The 20,328-nt window shown below is 73.9% G+C and carries 15 protein-coding genes; 8 read left to right on the top strand and 7 right to left on the bottom strand.

All coding sequences use genetic code 11. From position 1 onward, the window contains the following. The first annotated feature begins 2 nt into the window (after positions 1 to 2). Entirely contained in the window at positions 3 to 998 is a 996-nt protein-coding gene (gene dapD, locus ACZ499_RS04445) for a 2,3,4,5-tetrahydropyridine-2,6-dicarboxylate N-succinyltransferase (RefSeq protein WP_468672213.1), read from the top strand. A gap of 98 nt (positions 999 to 1,096) precedes the next feature. On the opposite strand, the gene dapA is transcribed toward dapD, so the two are convergent. Further along, a complete protein-coding gene (gene dapA, locus ACZ499_RS04440) occupies positions 1,097 to 1,966 on the bottom strand; it encodes a 4-hydroxy-tetrahydrodipicolinate synthase (RefSeq protein ID WP_468672211.1) in 870 nt (289 codons plus the stop codon). A gap of 135 nt (positions 1,967 to 2,101) precedes the next feature. On the opposite strand from dapA, the gene ACZ499_RS04435 reads away from it, so the two are divergent. The 3 genes from ACZ499_RS04435 to ACZ499_RS04425 all read left to right on the top strand — a co-directional run bounded on the left by ACZ499_RS04435 (position 2,102) and on the right by ACZ499_RS04425 (position 3,770). After that, complete coding sequence (locus tag ACZ499_RS04435) at positions 2,102 to 2,275, top strand: hypothetical protein (protein ID WP_385541684.1); 174 nt, start codon at positions 2,102 to 2,104, stop codon at positions 2,273 to 2,275. Further along, positions 2,272 to 2,940, top strand: a complete 669-nt coding sequence (locus ACZ499_RS04430; protein ID WP_468672208.1) for a hypothetical protein — start codon at positions 2,272 to 2,274, stop codon at positions 2,938 to 2,940. Before ACZ499_RS04435 ends, ACZ499_RS04430 begins: the two co-directional genes overlap by 4 nt. A 107-nt stretch (positions 2,941 to 3,047) precedes the next feature. After that, positions 3,048 to 3,770 (top strand): antibiotic biosynthesis monooxygenase, encoded by a 723-nt coding sequence (locus ACZ499_RS04425; protein WP_468672206.1) that lies wholly within the window; start codon positions 3,048 to 3,050, stop codon positions 3,768 to 3,770. Between the two features lies 1 nt (position 3,771). On the opposite strand, the gene ACZ499_RS04420 is transcribed toward ACZ499_RS04425, so the two are convergent. Next, positions 3,772 to 5,610 (bottom strand): endonuclease/exonuclease/phosphatase family protein, encoded by a 1,839-nt coding sequence (locus ACZ499_RS04420; RefSeq protein ID WP_468672204.1) that lies wholly within the window; start codon positions 5,608 to 5,610, stop codon positions 3,772 to 3,774. A 328-nt stretch (positions 5,611 to 5,938) separates the two neighbouring features. Between ACZ499_RS04420 and ACZ499_RS04415 the strand changes: the two genes are divergently transcribed. Next, a complete protein-coding gene (locus ACZ499_RS04415) occupies positions 5,939 to 7,378 on the top strand; it encodes a hypothetical protein (protein ID WP_468672202.1) in 1,440 nt (479 codons plus the stop codon). A gap of 293 nt (positions 7,379 to 7,671) precedes the next feature. Continuing rightward, positions 7,672 to 9,111: an alkaline phosphatase PhoX gene (locus ACZ499_RS04410; RefSeq protein ID WP_468672199.1), complete on the top strand. Its 1,440-nt coding sequence runs from the start codon at positions 7,672 to 7,674 to the stop codon at positions 9,109 to 9,111. 100 nt (positions 9,112 to 9,211) lie between these two features. Here the strand turns inward: ACZ499_RS04410 and ACZ499_RS04405 are convergent, their stop codons facing one another. The 5 genes from ACZ499_RS04405 to ACZ499_RS04385 all read right to left on the bottom strand — a co-directional run bounded on the left by ACZ499_RS04405 (position 9,212) and on the right by ACZ499_RS04385 (position 17,750). Further along, a complete protein-coding gene (locus ACZ499_RS04405; protein WP_468672197.1) occupies positions 9,212 to 11,470 on the bottom strand; it encodes a protein kinase domain-containing protein in 2,259 nt (752 codons plus the stop codon). Further along, positions 11,467 to 13,707: a protein kinase domain-containing protein gene (locus tag ACZ499_RS04400; protein ID WP_468672195.1), complete on the bottom strand. Its 2,241-nt coding sequence runs from the start codon at positions 13,705 to 13,707 to the stop codon at positions 11,467 to 11,469. The genes ACZ499_RS04405 and ACZ499_RS04400 overlap by 4 nt, the downstream gene beginning before the upstream one ends. 486 nt (positions 13,708 to 14,193) lie before the next feature. Beyond that, a complete protein-coding gene (locus ACZ499_RS04395; RefSeq protein WP_468672193.1) occupies positions 14,194 to 15,417 on the bottom strand; it encodes a beta-ketoacyl-[acyl-carrier-protein] synthase family protein in 1,224 nt (407 codons plus the stop codon). 196 nt (positions 15,418 to 15,613) lie between these two features. Further along, the gene (locus ACZ499_RS04390; protein ID WP_468672191.1) at positions 15,614 to 16,810 is read right to left on the bottom strand and encodes a TerD family protein; all 1,197 of its coding nucleotides are present in this window, start codon (positions 16,808 to 16,810) and stop codon (positions 15,614 to 15,616) included. Positions 16,811 to 16,925: 115 nt separating this feature from the next. Next, complete coding sequence (locus ACZ499_RS04385; RefSeq protein ID WP_468672189.1) at positions 16,926 to 17,750, bottom strand: NAD-dependent epimerase/dehydratase family protein; 825 nt, start codon at positions 17,748 to 17,750, stop codon at positions 16,926 to 16,928. Between the two features lie 292 nt (positions 17,751 to 18,042). Between ACZ499_RS04385 and ACZ499_RS04380 the strand changes: the two genes are divergently transcribed. Together ACZ499_RS04380 and ACZ499_RS04375 are read left to right on the top strand one after the other, a co-directional pair. Continuing rightward, the gene (locus ACZ499_RS04380; protein ID WP_468672187.1) at positions 18,043 to 19,020 is read left to right on the top strand and encodes a 5-dehydro-4-deoxyglucarate dehydratase; all 978 of its coding nucleotides are present in this window, start codon (positions 18,043 to 18,045) and stop codon (positions 19,018 to 19,020) included. Next, positions 19,017 to 20,156, top strand: coding sequence for a hypothetical protein (locus ACZ499_RS04375; protein ID WP_468672185.1), 1,140 nt, complete (start codon positions 19,017 to 19,019; stop codon positions 20,154 to 20,156). The genes ACZ499_RS04380 and ACZ499_RS04375 overlap by 4 nt, the downstream gene beginning before the upstream one ends. Positions 20,157 to 20,328: the final 172 nt, after the last annotated feature.

Raw genomic sequence — 20,328 nt, 5'->3', positions numbered from 1 at the left:
CCATGACCGACACGACTGCTACTGCTTCTCGCTCCACCGGCGCCGTCGCCGCCGGCCTCGCCACCCTCGCCGGCGACGGCACCGTCCTCGACACCTGGTTCCCCGCCCCCGAGCTCATCGCCGAGCCCGGTCCCGCCGGCACCGAGCGGCTCACCGCCGACCAGGCCCTCGCTCTCGTCGGGAAGGGCGCGGCCGACGCCCTCGGCGTCGACGAGCGCCGGGGCGTCGAGGTCGTCGCCGTCCGTACGGTCATCGCCTCGCTCGACGACAAGCCGCTGGACGCGCACGACGCGTACCTGCGCCTGCACCTGCTCTCGCACCGCCTGGTCAAGCCGCACGGGCAGAACCTGGACGGCCTCTTCGGCCTGCTTGCCAACGTCGCCTGGACCTCGCTCGGCCCGGTCGCCGTGGACGACGTCGAGCGGGTGCGGCTGAACGCGCGCGCCGCCGGACTGCACCTCCAGGTCACGTCCATCGACAAGTTCCCGCGCATGACGGACTACGTGGCCCCCAAGGGCGTCCGCATCGCCGACGCCGACCGGGTGCGCCTCGGCGCCCACCTGGCCGAGGGCACCACCGTGATGCACGAGGGCTTCGTGAACTTCAACGCGGGCACGCTGGGCACGTCGATGGTCGAGGGCCGCATCTCCGCCGGTGTCGTCGTCGGCAACGGCTCCGACATCGGCGGCGGCGCGTCCACGATGGGCACACTGTCCGGGGGAGGAAACGTCCGTATCGTCATCGGCGAGCGGTGCCTGGTCGGCGCGGAGGCCGGGGTGGGGATCGCGCTCGGTGACGAGTGCGTCGTCGAGGCGGGGCTCTACGTCACCGCCGGTACGCGGGTGACCATGCCCGACGGGCAGATCGTGAAGGCCCGCGAGCTTTCCGGGGCTTCGAACATTCTGTTCCGGCGGAACTCGGTTACGGGTGCGGTCGAGGCCCGGCCCAACAATGCGGTGTGGGGCGGGCTCAACGAGATTCTGCACAGTCACAACTGAGGTCCCTGGGGCGCGCGTTGTCGACTGCGGGTCGTCTTGGGTGCTCGCGCCCACGCGGCGGAGCCGCACGATGTCACAGCCCCGCGCCCCTGGGTGCTTCAGTGGATCAGGTCGTCGTATGCCTTCCGCAACACGGCGGCCTGGTCCGGGGTCGCGGGTCGCAGGGGCTCCCGCACCGGGTTGTCCAGCAGCGCCTTCACCGTCACCGTGCCCGGTAGGCCCGATGCCATCATCAGTTCCGACAGGGGGAGCGTGAGGTGGTTGAGGCGGGCTGCCTCGTTCACGTCTCCCTTGTCGTAGGCGTCCAGCGGTGCCCGCATCCGGCTCGGGGCCACGTTCGCCACCGTGCTCACGTATCCCGCGCCCCCTACCGCGTACAGCGGCAGGTTCGTCTCCTCGCAGCCCGAGTAGTACGCGAGCGAGGTGCGACCGATGACCTTGGTGGAGGCGAGCAGGTCGTACGCGCAGTCCTTGACCGCCACGATCCGCTCGTGTTCCGAGAGCCGCAGCAGCGCGTCCGTGCCGATCCGGACGCCCGTCCGGCCCGGGATGTCGTAGAGCATCACGGGGAGCCCCGTGGCGTCCGCCACCGTGCGGAAGTGCGCCTCCACCGCGTCCTGCGGCGGGCGGCTGTAGTACGGCGAGACCACCAACAGGCCGTTCGCGCCCGCCTCTTCGGCCTGCCGCGACAGCTCCACGGTGTGCCGGGTGGAGGCGGTCCCGACCCCGGCCACGACGTGGACGTCGTCCCCGACCTCCGCGCGCACCGCCCGTACGAGCGCCGCCTTCTCGGCGTCGGTCGTGGTGGGCGACTCACCCGTGGTGCCGCTGAGCACCAGGCCGTCGCAGCCCTCGGCGACCAGGTGCGCCGCCAGCCGCCGCGCGTGGTCGAGGTCGAGGCGGTCGTCGGCGGTGAAGGGCGTGATCATGGCGCAAAGTGCGCGCCCGAAAGGGCGGGGAGTGCTCATTCGCGAAGTCTGGGCCGAAGCGAGCGTGAAGGTCTACTTAGATTTGCTTTCGGTTGATCAACAGCATCGCTGAAGTGTTTGGTGCGCAGGCGCTCTTGGCGGCCGCCAGGGCGTACGTCACCATGAGAGACCGGTGTGTCCGTTCATGTCCGTACCGTCGTACCGTCGGAGGCCGTCATGAAGCTCGGCAAGGCTCTCGCCACTGGTGTCGCGGAGGAACAGCCCGAGGATGTCGTACGGGACGAGGCGCCGCCCGTGCCCGAGGAGGTCCCGGCCGAAGCTCCCGTCGAGGTGACGGCGGGCCGATGAGGCTGCGGCTCCCCGAGGAACGCCCGAAGGAGCCGCCCACCGGCTACAAGATCGCCCACGCGGCGCTCTCCCAGGACGGCTCCCGGGCCGGCTTCCTCGGCATCTCGCTGGGCGCCGCCCTGCCCTACGGCGTCCTCGACGACGCCCACTGCGCCTACGGGCGGCGCCACCGCTCGCCGTCCAGGCTCTGCGACTGCGGCTTCCACTGTCTGCACACGCGCGCCGAGGCGGCCGCGCTGACCTGCACGGCCGAGCACCGAGGGGCGCTGCTGCTCGAAGTAGCGGTGCTCGGGCGCTACATCCGGTTCGAGCGCGGGATGCGCTACGCCCGCCAGCGGGTGCGCACCGCCACGGCCGGACCGTGCCGCTGCCGACGGCGGGCGACCGGCCTCGCCGACGCGGGCCGGGGGCGGCCCGGATGGCGGGTCGTCGAGCCGGTCTGCGCGGTGTGCGCGGGGTCGCGCGCGACCGTGGCGTTCGACGACTTCGCCCGGCGCGGCGGCGCGGGGCTGAAGGTCCTGGCCGCGCCCGCCGTCGACGCGGGCGCCCCCGAGCCCGGCCGGACCTTTCCGGAGCTGGTCGCGGAGGCGGCGCTGCTCCAGGCCCGGCTCGACTGGTTCCAGAGCGAGTTGGCGCGGCTCGGCAACCACGGGGACTCGCGATAGAGGGACAAGGAGGGCCCCTGTCCGTCCTTGACCTCAAGTGACCTTGACGTTTCAGGATGGTGATCGTCCACGCGGCACAGCACAGCGACGATCACCAGGAGACCGCCATGTCCGCCACGCCCACCGACGTGAAGTTCGACGCCCTCCCCGACCTCCGCCGCCCCGGTGCCGGAGTCGTCAAGTCCAGCGTCTGGCGCATGGGTACCTCCGAGCGGCAGCGGGCCGCCGTCGAGGCGATCGCCAAGGCGTGGGGCAGCCGGGACTGGCCGGACGTCGGCCTGCTCTCGTACAGCGTCTACACCGGTACGGACGGCGACGCGCTCCTGCACTACTCGCAGTGGGAGAGCGAGGCCGCCTACCAGGACTTCTTCCGGCGGTTCCGGGACGGCCGCAACGCCGAGATCGACGCGGCCGTCCCCGGCATCGAGCGCACGGGCCTGCACTCGTACGAGCTCTACCGCAGCAGCGACCCGCGGCCGGGCGACCCCCGTACGCCCGGCTGCATCGTGATCGTCGACGTGGAGTTCGAGGGGCCGGACCCGGACCGCCAGCGCGCCTGGGTGGACGGTGTCTTCGAGGCGCTCGACACCGACCCGGACCTGCCCGCCGGCGGCCTCTCCGCCCACTTCCACGCGAGCCTGGACGGCACCCGCGTCCTCAACTACGCCGAGTGGGCGAGCGAGCAGGCGCATGTCGACGCCCTGGCCGCGCGCGATGACGGGGTCGGCTCGAAGACCCCGCAGTGGGCCCGGGTGCAGAACTACCCGGGTGTGACCGGTGGCGGGGTGACGCGCTACCTTCCGGCGCTGACCGTCACCCCGGCCGGGTGACCTACGGGCGGAAGCGGATGACCTGCGGGTCGTGGTCGCTGGTCTGGTCCGAGAACTCGGCGTTGATGTGCACGCTGTCGTAGTCGAAGCCGCGGACGGCCGGGCTGGTCAGGATCTGGTCGAGCACCTGGGTGTTGCCCTGGTACACGTAGGAGTAACGCTCCTTCTTCGGCAGCGTGCGGAACGCCGAGCGCAGCGCGCCGCCGTCCTCCAGGGCCCTGGTGGTGTCCGAGAAGTCGAAGTCGTTGATGTCGCCCAGCGCGAGCACCCGGGCGTGCTTGTCGACCGCGAGGATCTGCTTGACGAAGCCGTTCACGGCCTGCGCCTGGAGCAGCCGCTTGGCCTCGGAGGAGCGCGGCACCGGCTGGTGCTGCGAGGCCAGGCCCTCGTCGCCGCCCTTGGAGGCGAAGTGGTTGGCGATGACGAAGACCGTCTGCCCCTTGAAGACGAACTCGCCCGCGAGCGGCTTGCGGCTGTCCGCCCAGGCCGGGTTGGCGGGGTCGATGCGGCCGGGGGAGAGCGTGAGGGCCGGGCGGCCCTTGGTGCCGGTGACGCCGACGGCGGTCCTGGAGTCGCCGCCGGGGCGGTCGGTGAACGAGACCCGCGCCGGGTTGAAGAGGAACACCTGGCGGATGTTGCCGCCGGGCTCGCCGCCGTCCTTGAGGTTCTCCGGGTCGATCGAGCGCCACTGGTAGGCGGGGCCGCCCTTGGCGACGATCGCGTCCGTGAACTTCTTGATGGTGGCGGACGCGTCGACCGTGCCGTCGTTCTTGGCGCCGTTGTTGTCCTGGATCTCCTCCAGGGCCACGATGTCGGGCGAGGCGAGGTGGGTGACCACACCGTCGGCCAGCGCGTCGAACTTCGCCTGCGGGTCGCTCGGGTCCAGGTTCTCCACGTTGTACGTGGCGACCGCGAGCTCGCCGGTGCGCTGCCTGCGGGTGGTCTCCCGCTTGAGGCCGCTGTCCTTGACCGTGCCGAGCGTACGGGCGGTGATCGTGTACCCGCCGAACTGGTTGAAGTCCAGCGGCCCTTCGGTGGCGCCGGTCAGCGTGTCACCGACGTTCGCCTTGGGGAAGGGCTGCTGCGCGCTCGGCACGAGGCTCTGGATCTGGAGGCGGCCGGTGTTCTGGTCGTCGTACGACGAGTACAGCGAGCCGCCCCGCTTGGTGCGGTTCTCGCGCGGCTTCACGGTGACCCACAGCTCGCTGTACGGGTCGGTGGCGCCGACGATCCGCGAGGTGCCGATGCGGACGTTCATGCCCTCAAGGGACTCGTAGTAGTCCAGGGCGTACTTCTTCGGCTGGAGGGTCAGCCCGTTGACGCTGTTGCCGGCGGCCGGGTCGCCCGCCGGGGTGTAGCGGCCGGGAACGGTACGGGCCGTCACCGTGACCGGGGCGGGCAGCGGGTTGCCCGGGGAGACGACCGTCACGGTCGGCTTCGATATCTGGGTCAGCGACTGGTTGCCGGAGGAGAGGCCGCCCGGGACGTACTCGGTGACCGTGCCGGAGACCTTCACCGCGTCGCCCACGGCAACGGTCGGGGCCGAGCCCGTGAAGACGAAGACGCCCTCGCTGGTGGCCGGGTTGTCGTCCGGTGCGGTGTCCTGGAACCAGAAGCCCTTCGAGGAGCCGTACGTCCGTACGCCCGTGACGACGCCCGGTACCTCCGCGACCTGCTTGCCGGCCAGCGGCGAGGTGCGGGTCGTGCCCTGGATGTCGTGGATGCGGGCCGGGGCGGGGACGGTCGGGTCGGCCGCGGCCGATACGGTGCCGGCGAGCAGACCGGCGCCCAGCGCTGCGGCGACGACGGCGGAGACGGCGGCGGATCTCGGAACGGGCATCAAGAAACTCCGGAAGATGAGGGATCGGTGCACGTGCGGGTGCGGTGCTGCTCAGGTGTGCAGCAAGTTCTACGCGCGTCAATCTCTTGGCTGAGCGGTGCAGTTGTCAAGGGTCGCCGGGTGGCCGGAATCTGACGGCTGGATGAACCGGCCGGCGTGGGAGGCCGGACATCTCCCGGCGATTCCCGTACGCAACCGTCGCCGCCCCGGCCGGAACCCGCCGTGCGGCCCGGCCCGGGCTCTCGGCGGGCGCGGCGATACCCGGTGAAATGCGTCTACGCTGGGTGCCTCTCGAATCACATCGCTTCGCCCGAGGAGTACGCCACAGATGTCCGGAGACCGCCCCACCCTGCCGCCGGTGCGGCTGCACTCCGAGGCCGAACTCGCGCGGGCGGCGCTCGCCGCCCCGCTGCTGGCCCGCGCGGCCCGGCTCGCCCGCTGGGCCGGGCCCGGGACCCGGGTCGGCGCCGGCGGCGAGCTCGTCGAGGAGCAACTGCCCGCGGCGGCCGAGGCGCTGGGCCTCACCGCCGACGACGACGGCGCGGCGGACGCGAGCGAGGCGTGGCGGATCGCCGTCGACGCGGGCCTCGTCGACGTCACCGACGCGGAGGACGAGGACGGCGAGGGGACGGCCGCGACGGGCGAGAGCCTCGCCCTGCTCACCTCCGGCTCCCCGCAGGACGTCCTCACCACCTGGCTGGACGCCTTCGACGCGGTCTTCGCGGACGCGACCGCCCCCGTGCTCGACGACTTCGCCGACCTCATCGGGGACGACGGCGAGCTCGACTTCGACCGGCTCGACTGGGACCCGCAGGCGGAGGCCGACTTCCTGGAGGGCGTGCTCGGCAACCTGTATCTGCTCACCGTGACCGAGGGCGGCGCGGGCGAGGGCCCGGTGCCGCTGCCCGCGCTCGCCGCGTCGATGATCATCCCCGACGACATGGGGGAGCCCACCGACGACATCCTGGAGCAGGTGTCGGACGCGATGATGCGCCTCGACGACCAGTTCCGGCTGCTCGAACCGATCGGCCTGGTGGAGTACCGGCCGGTGGACGAGGCGCTGATGGCCGAGGAGGGCGAGGAGCCCGCCCCGCCCGTCGACGACGAGGACGTCGCCCGGTACGGCATGGTCCGCCTCACCCCGCTCGGCCTCTACGGCGTACGCGCCCGGATGCTGGAGGCGGGCGTCGAGGCGCCGGCCGTCGGCGACCTCGCGGACAAGGGCGCGGACGTGCTGCTCGACGGCATCGCGTACTACCCGGAGGCGGCCGCCCGCGCCGAGACCGAGCAGTGGCTGGCGCGGCACGAACTCCCGGCCGCAGTGCGGGAGTTGCTGGCCGCGTCCCGCGGCTCGGACGAGCGCGGCCCGCTGCGCCGCCTCCACTGCCAGCAGGCGCTCGCCCTCACCGGCGCCGAGGCCGAGCCCGCGCTGCGCGAGGTCCTGGACGACGCGGAGCTGGGCGGCCTCGCCCGGGTGTGGCTCGCCGAGCGGGGCGCGGCGGACGTCCCCGCGCCGCCGGAGGCGATGGTGTTCTGGCTCGCGGTGGACACGATCGCCGCGCAGCTGGCGGTGGACGGGGACCTGGAGGAGCTCCAGGGCCTGGTGGAGGGCCTGGTCGGCCAGCACAGCGGCTTCTTCGACGCGGCGTGGCGGGTGGAGCACCCGGCTACGGCGGACGTGCTGGAGGCGATGGGCCGTCTGCACCCGGACAAGAAGGTGGCCAAGGAGGCCCGCAAGGCGGCGTTCAAGGCGCGGTCGCGGGCGTAGTCCCTCGCGGGATGCGGTGCTTCGTCTGCCGACCGTGCTCGGCTGGTCGCGTGGTTCCCCGCGCCCCTGTAGGTGACCCCGGACCCGGGTGAGTCCTCGGGGTGGGGACGGCGGACTGCCTGAGGGGCGCGGGGAACTGCGCGACCAGCCCAGCACGGTCCGCAGGGGAACGACGGCCCCCCGGGCGCGGGAGTTGGGGTGGGCGACACCCCGTGTTGTCGCGGTGTTCGCCCGCCACCGGGACGCTGGCCCCGCCCCCCCCGCCTCCCGCAACCCCCGTCAGGAGACCCCCGATGTCGCTCAGCCGCAGGGAGTTCGCCAGGAATTCCGCCCTCACCGGTGCCGGAGTCGCCCTCACCGGATCCGTCGGGGCGCTGGCCACGGCGCCGGGCGCGCTGGCCGCCGAGGACGCGTACGGCGCCGCCGGACACGGGCACCACGAGCCGGGCTACGGCCCGCTGCTGCCCGACCCCGAGGGCATACTCGCGCTGCCGAAGGGCTTCTCGTACCGGATCGTCACCCACAGCGGCGTCACCAAGCTGGAGTCCGGCGAGATCACCCCGTCCAACCACGACGGCACCGCCGCCTTCGAAGGGCCGCGCGGCGTCACCCTGCTCGTCAACAACCACGAGCTGAAGGGCCCGCGCAAGAGCTGGCCGCACCCGGTGCCGCTCACCGAGGGCCTGGTGTACGACCCGGCCGCCTCCGGCGGCTGCACCGTCGTCGAGGTGCACCCGCACGGCGGCCCGGTCGCCGAGTGGGTCGGCATCGCCGGTACCTCCACCAACTGCGCGGGCGGCGCCACCCCCTGGGGCACCTGGCTGACCTGCGAGGAGACCGAGGACAAGGCCGGCTCCAACGGGATGACCAAGGACCACGGCTATGTCTTCGAGGTCGACCCCTACGACCGGCGCGCCAACCGCGCCCCCAAGCCCCTCAAGGCGCTCGGCCGGTACGCCCACGAGGCCGTCGTCGTCGACCCCCGGCGCGGCCACCTCTTCCTGACCGAGGACGCCGCCGGGCCCAACGGCCTGCTCTACCGCTGGACCCCGCCGCACGGCTTCAAGCACGGCCGCGGGAAGCTGCGCACGCTGGCCGACGACGCCGGAGCCCTCCAGGCCACCAAGTGCTTCGACGCGGGCGGCCGGTTCGTCGACGACCTCTCGCGGGCCACGAAGATCGGCACGGTGTACGGGGTCGACTGGGTCGACGTGCCCGACCGCGACGCCCGCACCACCTCCGTACGCAAGCAGTTCACCGGCCAGGACGTCACCCGCGCCCGCAAGCTGGAGGGCATGTGGTGGGGCGACGGCGGTGTGTACATCGTCTCCTCGTACGCCCGTGAGGAGTCCCCGGTCCAGCACGACGGCCAGGTGTGGTTCTACGACCCGCGCCGCCGCACCCTCACCCTCAAGGTGCTGCTCGGCGTCAACGCCGCGCCCGGCCAGGACGGCGCCTTCGACGGCCCGGACAACATCACGGTCTCGCCGTACGGCGGTCTGGTCATCGCCGAGGACGGCGCGGGCATCCAGCACCTCTTCGGCGCCACCGACTCCGGGCGTACGTACCCCATCGCCCGCAACGAGCTCAACCAGGGCACCGAACAGGCCCCGGAGTACAGCGAGTTCACCGGGGTGACCTTCTCGCCCGACGGGCGGACCCTGTTCGCCAACATCCAGGAGCCGGGCATCATGCTCGCCATCACCGGACCGTGGCGCCGTCAGCCGCGCTGAGCGCGGGGAAGTGTCGTGATGCGGCTGCGGGCCGTCCGTGGCTGGTCGCGCAGTTCCCCGCGCCCCTGAAGGGGCGCCGTGGCGCAGCCGACCCTGCCGCTCAGGCCGAGGGCTTGTCGTACGCCCGTATCGACGCCTTGCCGATACGGGCGTACCAGCCCGCGCCGTCCGCCGCGAGCTCGCTCACCCGGTCCGGCATCGGCCAGCTCCGCAGCGCCCGGCCGTCGGTGAGGCGCAGTGCGGTGCAGGCGCTGCCCGCCGCCGCGTAGACCACCGGGTCCGCCACCACCGGCGGGACCTGGGCGACCCCGCCGCTCACACGCGCGTTCCAGCGGACCCGCCCGGTCGCCGGGGCCACCGCCTCCAGGGTGCCCGCGTCCCGCCAGTGCAGCAGCAGGCCGCCGCCCGTCACCGGTGCGCGGGCCCCGCCCAGCCGCTTGGGCCAGCTCGCGTCGAGCCCCAGGGTGGCCCGGGACCAGCGGTCGCGTACGTCGTGGGCATCGCAGCCGTACAGCCTGTTTCCGGCGGCGACCAGCAGCCTCCCGGCCGACTGGCCCAGCGCGGTCGACCCCGCCGGGAGGCTCACGTCCGTGAGCGTCTGTACGGGACGGACCGCCCGGCCGTCCGCGTCGACGAGATGCACCCTGCCCGTCGCGGTGAGCACCGCGAACCCGGCGGGCAGCGCGCACACCCCCAGCGCGCCCCCGTCGCCCGCCGCGAGCGGATACGTCCACCGCTCGGCGCCGTCCTTCGCTGCCACGCACCGCAGCCGCGTCGACGCGCCGGGCACGGGGGCGATCAGGAGCGCGTCGCCGAGCACGGCGGGCGGCAGGGTCGCCGGGCCCGGCGGCGTGGTCCAGCGCACGGCGCCGCCGGCCGGGTCGGTGGCCCGGGTGCGCCACTCGGAGCTCGTCTCTCCGCGCGAGTCGACGAGCAGCCCGCCCGTCGCGGTGAACCAGCCCAGGGCGGGCGCCAGGCGGGGCGCCTGCACCCGGACGGTGCCCGACGCGAGGACGACGGCCGGGAGTCCCAGGTCCGGCGCGAGGAGCAGCCCGTCCGACGCGCCCCACCACCCGCTCGCCGTCCCGTCCGCCTTCCGCTGCCAGACCGGCGCCCCGTCGGCGCCCGCGCGCGCCTCGACCACACCGGAGGACGAGCCCGCCGCGTCGGTGCCGTGCACCAGTACGGACGCCCCGGCCACCAGCAGCGCGTCCACCTCGCCGCTCCTCGGCTCCAGGCTCCAGCGCGCCCCGCCCGCCGCCGCACCGGTGTGCACCACCGGGTCCCACGAAGACCCGGATCCGCGGCCGTCCGGGGTGGGCCGCAGCAGCGCGTATCCGAAGAGCCCGGCGAGTCCGCCCCCGCCGGCGAGCAGCAGGCCCCGCCGGGCCACCGCCCGGCCGCGCCACGGGCGTACGGGACCGGCCACCGGCTCCCGTACGGTCTTCCGTACGGTCGGCGGCGGCGCGTCCTGCGGCTCCGGCACCGGGTCGTCGGCGAGGACCAGTGACCGCACGGGCTCCTCGCGCCACCACAGCGGGGGCCGCGGATCGCGCAGCGCCCGCAGCACGGTCCGTACGGTCGGACGGGCCCCGGGATCCTTGCCCAGACAGCGCTCCACCAGCTCCCGCAGCCCCGACGAGCGCGTGACGCCGGACAGTTCGGGCTCCTCGTGGACCGTGCGGAACAGCAGGATCGCCACCGTGCCGGTACCGAACGGGGTACGGCCGGTCGCCGCGAACGCGAGCACCGCGCCCAGCGCGAACACATCGGCGGCGGCCGTCGCGGGCGGGCCGTCCCCGGCGATCAGCTCGGGGGCCAGATAGCCCGGCGTCCCGATGATCGCGCCGGCCTCCGTCAGCGCCTGTCTGTCCACCGTCCGGGCGATGCCGAAGTCGATGACGCGCGGCCCGTCCGCCGTCACCAGCACGTTCGACGGCTTCAGATCGCGGTGCACCAGACCCGCCGCGTGGATCGCGGTGAGCGCCTCGGCGAGGGCCGCGCCCAGCGCCCGCACCGCGTCCGGCCGCAGCGCACCGCCCGCCGCCACGGCCCGGCTCAGCGTCACGCCCGGCAGGAACGCCGTGGCCAGCCACGGCACCGGCGAGTCGGGATCGGCGTCCAGGACCGGGGCCGTGTGCGCGCCCGCCACGGCCCGCGCGGCGGCCGCCTCGCGCCGGAACCGCTCCCGGTAGTGCGGGTCGTCCGCGAGGTGCTCGTGGACGGTCTTCACGGCGACCAGCCGCCCGCCCGTCGTGCGCCCGAGGTACACCTGCCCCATCCCGCCCGCGCCGAGCCGGCCGAGCAGGCGGATCCCGCCCAGCCGGCGCGGATCCGAGGCGAGTAACGGATCCGTCATGCGGCGCCGTCCGGGCCGTGGAAGGTGGTGAGGACCGACCCGGCGCACACGTGCACCAGACCGCCCCCGGCGCTCCCGAGCAGTTCGTCGCGTCCCTCGAACGGCACGGCCCACACCAGCTTCCCCGTCGCCGGGTCCAGCGCGTGCAGCCCCCACTTCGGCCCGCCCAGCGCGAGCCGGTCACTGCCCGGCTCCGGCCCGGTGACGTACAGCCGCCCCTCGGAGAGCAGTGGCGGCGGCGATGCGTGGGGTGCCTCGGTGAGCCGCCGTACGTCCGTACGCAGCCAGTGGGTCCGGCCGGTGGCCGCGTCCAGCGCGCTCACCTCCGAGTGCGAAGCGGCGTGCACCAGGCCACCGGTGGCCGTCGGCGTCACGGACACCGAGCCGGTGACGCCCCGGGACCACAGCGTGGTCCGGGTCGCCAGATCGACGGCGCTGACCGCCTCGCCGAGCGCGAAGTAGCCCGTGCCGGTGGCCCCCGGATGGGCGTCCGGCCGCAGCGCCCCGCCCGCGACGGTCGTCTCCGGGCGGCCGTCGGAGGCCCGCAGCACATGGAGCGGCTCCTGCGCGCGGACCTTGAGCTGCTCGGGCTCGTCCGACTGTGCGTAGACGGACGCGGCGACCGCGAACCGCCCGCCCGCGTGCCGCACCGCCGTCACCCCGGCGGCCGTTCCCTCGTGGTACCAGAGCCCCTCGCCGGTCGCCGGGTCGTAGCCGTACGCCCGCCAGGGCCGCTTCTGCCCGGCCCGCCGCGACCAGGCGGTGTCGTACGGCTCGTACGTGACGAGGCACACGACCGCGTCGCCGAGCGCGAACATGCCCCGGGAGCCCTCAAGTTCGACGTCGTCGGGCAGGAGCGAACTGCGCGGCCGCAGCCCTTCGAGCTGCGGATCGCGGGTCTCCCAGCGGGTGTCGCCGGTGGCGGAGTCGAGCGCGGCGAGGGTCGGAGCGCCGGCGAGCTCCGTGCGTACGAGGTAGACGAGGTCCGTGCCGTGTGGCACGACCTGGCCGACGCCCTTGGCGTCCCGCTGCCAGCGGACGGCGCCGGTGGCGGGGTCGAGGCGGGTGAGCAAGGCGTTGTCGAGGACGTAGAGGGCGTCGCCGTGGCGGATCAGGGCGCCGCCGTACTGGGTGGGGCCGAGCGTACGGGTCCACAGGGCGCGGCCGCGGGGCCAGGAGGTGGGGGCGGGGTCGGCGGCCTGCTCGCCGACACTCCCACTTCCGCTTTCGTTCTCGCCGAGTGCGACCGCGGTGGAGATTCCGGCGGCGGCGACGGCGCCGGAGGCGGACCAGAGGAGGAAGCGGCGGCGGGAGGCGCGGCTGGAGTCGGGCAGCGCTGTGTCCGGCGGAGAGGGAGCCGCCTCGATCAACTCGGCGGTGGCTTCCTCGTGCTGGCGTATCAGACCGGTGACCGGCTCCTGCTCCCACCACGGCTCGGGGGCGCTGCGCCCGGCGCACCACGCCAGGACCTCGGCGACGGTGGGCCGGTCGGCGGGCTCGCGGGCCAGACACCGCCCGAGGAACTCCCGCCAGTCGTCCCCCGGTACGCCGTCGAGGTCCGGCTCCTCGTGGAGCGTGCGGTAGAGGACCTGCGGGGCGCTGCCCGCGCCGAACGGGTTGCGGCCGGTGGCGCAGAGCGCGAGCAGCCCGCCGAGCGCGAACACGTCGGCGGCCGGGCCGGGTTCGCCGTCGCGGGCGAGCTGTTCGGGGGCGATGAAGCCGGGGGAGCCCAGGGTCTCGCCGGAGTGGGTGAGCGCCTCTCCTTCCACCCCTTCTACGGTCCCCTTGGCGATCCCGAAGTCGATGATCTTCGGCCCGTCCCGGGTCACGATCACATTGGCGGGCTTGAGGTCGCGGTGCACGAGGTGCGCGGCGTGCACGGCGGCCAGCGCCTCCGCCAGCAGGGCGCCGAGCGCGGCGAGTTGCCGGGGGCCGAGGGGGCCGAGCGCGGAGACGGCCTCGGAGAGGGCGGGGCCGGCGGCGTACGCCGTGGCCAGCCACGGGGGTTCGGCGTCCGGGTCGGCCGCGAGTACGCCTGCGGTGTACGGGCCGTCCACCGCCCTGGCGGCCGCCACCTCGCGGCGGAAGCGCTCCCGGAAGCGGGGGTCGGCGGCGAGGTGGGGGTGAACGGTCTTCAGCGCGACCAGCCGCCCGGAGGCGGCGCGGGCCAGGTGCACCTGGCCCATGCCGCCGTCGCCGAGCAGCGCGACGAGGCGGTACCCGCCGATCTCCCGCACCGCACCTCCCGATCCGCTCGCCTCGACCTTACGGCCATCAGCATGTGCGACGCGGCCTGCCCCACCCCTGGTTGCGCCCCACCCCGCCCCTTCGCCTGAACCCTCCGGGGGTGGGTGGGTGGTTGAGGTGGTTTCCCGGGGGCTGCGCCCCCGGACCCCTTTGCGGGGCCTGCGGCCCCTGCACCCCGCTTCGGGGCTCCGCCCCGGGTCCCGTTCGTCTGCGGGCTGTGTGTGGCTGGTCGCGCAGTTCCCCGCGCCTCTAGGGGGCACCCCACTCCTCAAGCGCCGGAGGGGCTGATGTGTGGCCGGGCCCCGTTCTGCCTTCAGGGGCGCGGGGAACTGCGCGAGCAACCACAGCGCACCCGCAGACGAACCCCGGGCCAAGAAGGGGCGCGGGGAACTGCGCGGCCAGCCCCCACCGGCCCGCAGACAAACGGGTCCCACGGGCGGAGCCCCCCCGGCAGCCCGCCCCGGCCCGCCGCCGCTTCAGCCAGCCGTCCGCTTCAGGACCAGGCTCACGTTGTGGCCCCCGAAGCCGAAGGAGTTGGAGAGCGCCGCGTCCCACTCGCCGGTGCGGTTCGTGCCCGCCACCACGTCGAGCTGCACCGCCGGATCCAGCCGGTCCAGGTTGCGCGTGGCCGGGACCGTGCCGTCGTGGAGGGCGAGCAGGGCCGCCATCGCCCCCACGGCCCCGGAGGCGCCGAGCATATGGCCGGTCATCGACTTGGTCGCGGTGACCACCGGGTGGGTGCCGATCGCCCGTGCCACCGCGTCCGCCTCGGCCAGGTCCCCCGACGGCGTCGACGTGGCGTGCGCGTGCACCACGCCGATGTCGGCGGGGCCCAAGTCGGCGTCCCGCAGCGCCGTTTCGATCGCCCGGACCTGGCCCGCCACGTCCGACGCGGTGATGTGGTCGGCGCTGGAGGTCACGGCCGCCCCCGCCACCGCCCCGTACACCCGCGCCCGCCGGGCCCGCGCGAAGGAGGCCCGCTCCAGGACGAGTACGCCCGCGCCCTCGCCCATCACGAACCCGCTGCGGTCCGCGTCGAACGGCCGGGACACCGTCTCGGGGTCGTGCTCCTGTGGCGACAGCGCCTTCATCTGCGCGAACGCGGCGAGCGTGAACGGGTGCAGACAGGCTTCCGTGCCGCCCGCGACCACCACGTCGGCCCGGCCCGCGCGGATGAGGTCGAGCCCCATCGCGATGGCCTCCGCCCCGGACGCGCAGGCGCTCACGGGCGTGCGCGCCCCGGCCCGCGCGCCCAGGTCCATGGAGACCCAGGCCGCCGGGCCGTTGGGCATCAGCATCGGCACGGCGTACGGCGAGAGCCTGCGCGCGCCGCTCTTCTCGTACGTGTCGTCCTGGCCCAGCGTGGTCAGCACGCCACCGGTGCCGGTGCCGATCACCACCGCCAGCCGCTCGGGCTCCACCTGGGGGGTGCCCGCGTCCCGCCAGGCCTCGCGGGAGCTGATCAGGGCCAGTTGTTCACATCGGTCAAGGCGCCGCGCCTCGACCCGGTCGAGCAGCGAGACCGGGTCGACGGGCAGGGCCGCCGCGACCCGGACCGGTAGGTCCGCCGCCCACTCCTCGGTGAGCAGGGACACCCCGGACTTGCCGGTGAGCAGACCGGACCAGGTGGATACGGCGTCCGCGCCGAGCGGGGTGATCGCGCCGAGACCGGTCACCACTACCTCTTCATGATCGTTCATGCCCTCGACCCTGCCAGTCGCGGGCGGGTGCGGGGGAGGGGCCGAACGGATCGATTTGTCCCAGGAGGGTTGTGGGCTCCGGACAACAGGTGTTCCGTGTCGCCTCGCGTCACGGAAACGCGCGGGGCCCGTCGCCCGCGTGCGGCGGGTGACGGGCCCCGGTCGTCTCGGGCCGTCGTCGCGGTCTTCCGGCGGGTCAGAGCGCCTCGGCCGACGGCTTCACCATCCCGCGCACTGTCCGGGACTTCACGAAGTTCCCCAGCGCCGTCATCTCCCACTCGCCGGAGAACTGCTTGATCAGCTTGGCCATCATCACGCCCGTCTGCGGCTCGGCGGTGGTCAGGTCGAAGCGGACCAGCTCCTCGCCGGTCGCCGCGTCCATCAGCCGGCAGTACGCCTTGGCGACCTCGGTGAACTTCTGGCCGGAGAACGAGTTCACCGTGAAGACCAGGCCCGTGGCCTCCGCCGGGATGCGGCCCAGGTCGACGACGATCACCTCGTCGTCGCCCGCGCCCTCGCCCGTGAGGTTGTCGCCGGAGTGCTTGACCGCGCCGCCCAGGATCGAGAGCTTGCCGAAGTAGCAGCTGTCCAGGTGGTTGCGCTGCGGCCCGTACGCGATCACCGAGGCGTCCAGGTCGATGTCCTTGCCGCGGAACGCGGGCTCCCAGCCGAGGCCCATCTTGACCTGCGAGAGCAGTGGGCGGCCGCCCTTGACCAGCGACACCGTCTGGTTCTTCTGGAGGCTGACGCGACCCTTGTCCAGGTTGATCTTCCCGCTCGGCGCGGCGGCCGGCGCGGCCGGAGCCGGGGCCGGGGGAGCGGCGGGCATCGGCGGCGCGGTCACGGGGGCGACCGGGGCCGGTGCGGCGGGGGCGGGCGCGGGGGCCTGGGGCTCCTCGACCGAGACGCCGAAGTCGGTGGCGATGCCCGCCAGCCCGTTCGCGTACCCCTGGCCCACCGCGCGGGCCTTCCAGGCGCCGCTGCGCAGATAGACCTCCATGACGACCAGCGCGGTCTCGCCGCCGAGCTGCGGCGGGGTGAAGGTGGCGATCACACTGCCGTCGTCGGCGTTGCGCAGGGTGGCGGTGGGCTCGATGCCCTGGAAGGTCTGGCCCGCGGCGTCGGGGCTGGCGGTGACGACGATCTTCTCGATGCCGGGCGGCACCGCCGACGTGTCCACCACGATCGCGTCCGGGGCGGTGCCGCCGCCGGACCGGTAGGTGACACCGGGGCCCGAGGGCTGGTTGTAGAAGATGAAGTCGTCGTCCGAGCGCACCTTGCCGTCGGCGGTGAGCAACAGGCCCGACACGTCGAGCCGCACCGGGGCGGCGACGTCCACCGCCACGCGGGCGGTCGGGAGCGGAAGGTTCGAGCCAGGTGTCATTGCGGTCATGCTCCGGGAACGAGCGGCACGGCTTTACGGTTCCTTGAACGTCCCGCCAATTCGGTGAGCGTCCCGCCGATGCGTGAACGATCACGGATCCGCCCGTCACCCGTCCCTGCCGGTTTCAGTACGGCCACACCGGCGGGTCGGTGGTGAAGTGGCCGCCGAGGTACGCGTGGTCCGGGCTGTCGGGGTCGAGCTCGCCCTGCTCGGCGACCAGCTTCTCGGCATACTGCTCGGAGTCGTCCTGCGGCTCGTACCCGAGCTCCCGTGCCGACGAGAGGTCCCACCACAGCCGGGTGTTGGCGGAGGAGCCGTAGACCACCGTGTGGCCGACGCCTTCGGCGGTGAGGGCCGCGTGGAAGAGGCGGGCGCCGTCGCCGGGGCTCATCCAGATCGAGAGCATCCGTACGGAGGTGGGTTCCATGAAGCAGGAGCCGATCCGCACCGAGACGCTCTCCAGGCCGTACTTGTCCCAGTAGAACTGGGCCAGGTCCTCGCCGAACGACTTGGAGAGACCGTAGAAGGTGTCGGGGCGGCGCGGGGTGTCGACCGGGATCAGGGCGTCCCGCTCCAGCGGCACCTCGCCGCGCGGGCGCGGGGTGAAGCCGACCGCGTGGTTGGAGGAGGCGAAGACCACGCGCGCGACGCCCTCCTCGCGTGCGGCCTCGTAGAGGTTGTACGTGCCCTCGATGTTGGCCCGCAGGATCTTGTCGAACGTGGACTCCAGGGAGATGCCCGCCAGGTGCAGGACCGCGTCGACGCCCCGGACCGCCTCCCGCAGCGCGCCCCGGTCGCCGAGGTCGGCGGTGATCGCGTCCGGCTCACCCGGGATGGTCCGTGCGTCGAGAAGGCGCAGGTCGTAGCCGTACGCCGGAAGCAGCCCCCGCATCAGGGTGCCGAGTCCGCCGGCGGCGCCGGTGAGCAGGACGGTGCGGGGAGCGGGCATGGGGATCTCCTCGGTGCGCGGGCGGGGCGGCGGCCGTGCGGGCCGGACGGACACCCCCATGGACGTCATTCATATCCATGGACAAGCTAGGGAGCAGGCTCCGGCCCCGTCAAGTGTGGCGCGGAGCGCCTGGCGACGCCATGGCGGCAGAGGTGTCACCCGTGCGGAAAACACCCGCACGCCGGGGTTTCGCGTCTTGACCGTCGTCGTAGGGCTGCCATAGCGTGGTGGCGTTCAGAAATGTAGACGTCGGTCAGAATTGTGCACAACGGCCTTTGCCCTGGGAGCGCCTGTGACGCCCGATAACCCATCCCCGCTCGCCGCCCGCCTGGACGGTCTCCTCTTCTTCCCGGTCACCCCCTTCGGGCCGGACGGCGGCCTCGACCTCGCCGCCTTCCGCGCGCATGTGAGGAGCGGCATCGACGCGGGCGCGGGCGCGGTGTTCGCCTGCTGCGGTACGGGAGAGTTCCACGCGCTCACCCCGGAGGAGTTCCACGCCTGCGTGGCCGCCGCCGTCGAGGAGGCCGCGGGCCACGTCCCGGTGGTGGCAGGCGCGGGATACGGGACGGCCCTCGCGATCCAGTACGCCGAGCTTGCCGAGGACGCGGGCGCCGACGGGCTGCTCGCCATGCCGCCGTACCTCGTCGTCGCCGACCAGGAAGGGCTGCTGCGCCACTACACCGCGCTCGCCGCCGCCACCTCCCTCGACGTCATCGTCTACCAGCGCGACAACGCGGTCCTCACTCCCGCCACCGCCGTCGAACTCGCCCGGGCCGACGGCATCATCGGCCTCAAGGACGGCATCGGGGACCTCGACCTGATGCAGCGGATCGTCAGCACGGTCCGCCGCGAGGAGCCCGACCGCGAGTTCCTCTACTTCAACGGCCTGCCCACGGCCGAGCTCACCGGTCTCGCCTACCGGGGCATCGGCGTCACGCTCTACTCGTCGGCGGTCTTCTGCTTCGCCCCGGACATCGCGCTCGCCTTCCACCGGGCGCTCGACACCGGCGACGACGCCACCGTGAACCGCCTCCTGGACGGCTTCTACGTGCCGCTCGTCGAACTGCGCAACCAAGGCCGCGGCTACGCCGTATCCCTCGTCAAAGCGGGCGTACGGCTGGCGGGTCTGGAGGTCGGCGAGGTGCGGCCGCCGCTGAACGAGCCCGACGCGGCCCACATCAAGCAGCTGGCCGCGCTGATCGAGCGGGGTCGCTCGCTGTTGGCGGAGGGCGAAGGGGAGCCGGTCGGGCGGGGCGGGGCGGGCGCGTGAAGGCGTCCGCGTTCCTCTACCCCTGGGACGTCATCGGCGACCCGGACGCGCCCGCGCGGATCGCCGGCCTCGGGGTCGGGCAGGTGACGCTCGCCGCCGCGTACCACTCGACCCGGGCCCTCACCCCGCACCACCCGCGCCACCGGGTGGTCACGGCCGAGCACGCGGCGGTCCTCTACCCCGTCGACGAACGCCGCTGGTCCGGCCGTACGCTGCGGCCGTACGCCGCCGGGCGGTGGGCGCCCGGGGACGCGTACGGCGAGGCCGCCGAGGAGCTCGTGGCGGTCGGCCTCGACGTCCACTCCTGGGTCGTCCTCGCCCACAACTCCCGCCTCGGCGCGGAGCACCCCGAGACCTCGGTGGTCAACGCGTACGGCGACCGCTACCCCTGGGCGCCCTGCATAGCGCGCCCGGAGGTCCGCGCCTACCTGGTCGCCCTCGCGGCGGAGGCGGCGGTACGGCCCGGGGCGCGCGGGACGGAACTCGAATCCTGCGGCTGGTACGGCCTCGCGCACCTGCATGCCCACGACAAGATCGCGGGAGTGGCGCTGGACGACACGGCCCAGTACCTGATGTCGCTGTGCTTCTGCGATTCATGCCGGCAGGGGTACGGGGAGTGGGGCCTGGACGCGGAACGGCTGGCGGGGGAGGTGCGGGCGGCGCTGGAGCCGGTGTGGCGCGGGGGCCCGTGTGCGGGCGGGGAACTGCTGGAGGCGACGGAAGGCTACCGCGCCGCGGTGGCGCGGAGCCTTCAGGAGGAGGTGGTCGGCGCTGTGCGGGATGCGGCGGGGCCCGGTTTCCAGGTGCTGCTGCACGCGGACCCCGGTGTGCACCGGTGCGGGGCGAACGTGGGGGTGGATGCGGCGGGGGTGTTCGGTCTGGCGGACGGCGTGGTCGTCCCTTGCCCCGCCGGCCGCCCGGACCTCCTGCGGCCGTTCGCGGCGCACGCGGGGGCGGGGGCGGTGGTCGCGGCGAACTTCACGGTGGTGGCGGGGATGGGGGGTCGGCCCGGGGCGCTGGGGGAGGATGCGGTGCGGGCGGAGGGGGCGGGGGCGACGGAGTTGAGGCTGTACCACGGGGGGTTGGCGTCGGGGGAGGACGTGGTGGCGGTGCGGCGGTCGGGGGTGGTGGGTTGACCCCGGTTGACCCCCCACCCCGCCCGTTCCCTGCTGTGGCATTGTGCGGCTCCGCCGCGCGGCCTGGGCGGGCGGCCGGGTGGCGGGTCGGGGTGGGCTGCTGGGGGCTCTGCCCCAGCCCCCCCATTCGTCTGCGGGTTCGGTGGGGGCTGGGAGCGCAGCCCCCGGGAGA

It is taken from the genome of Streptomyces sp. NPDC031265 (genome assembly GCF_055570295.1).
The sequence above is the reverse complement of the archived record's forward strand: the minus strand, read 5'-3'. Positions and strand labels throughout refer to the sequence as shown.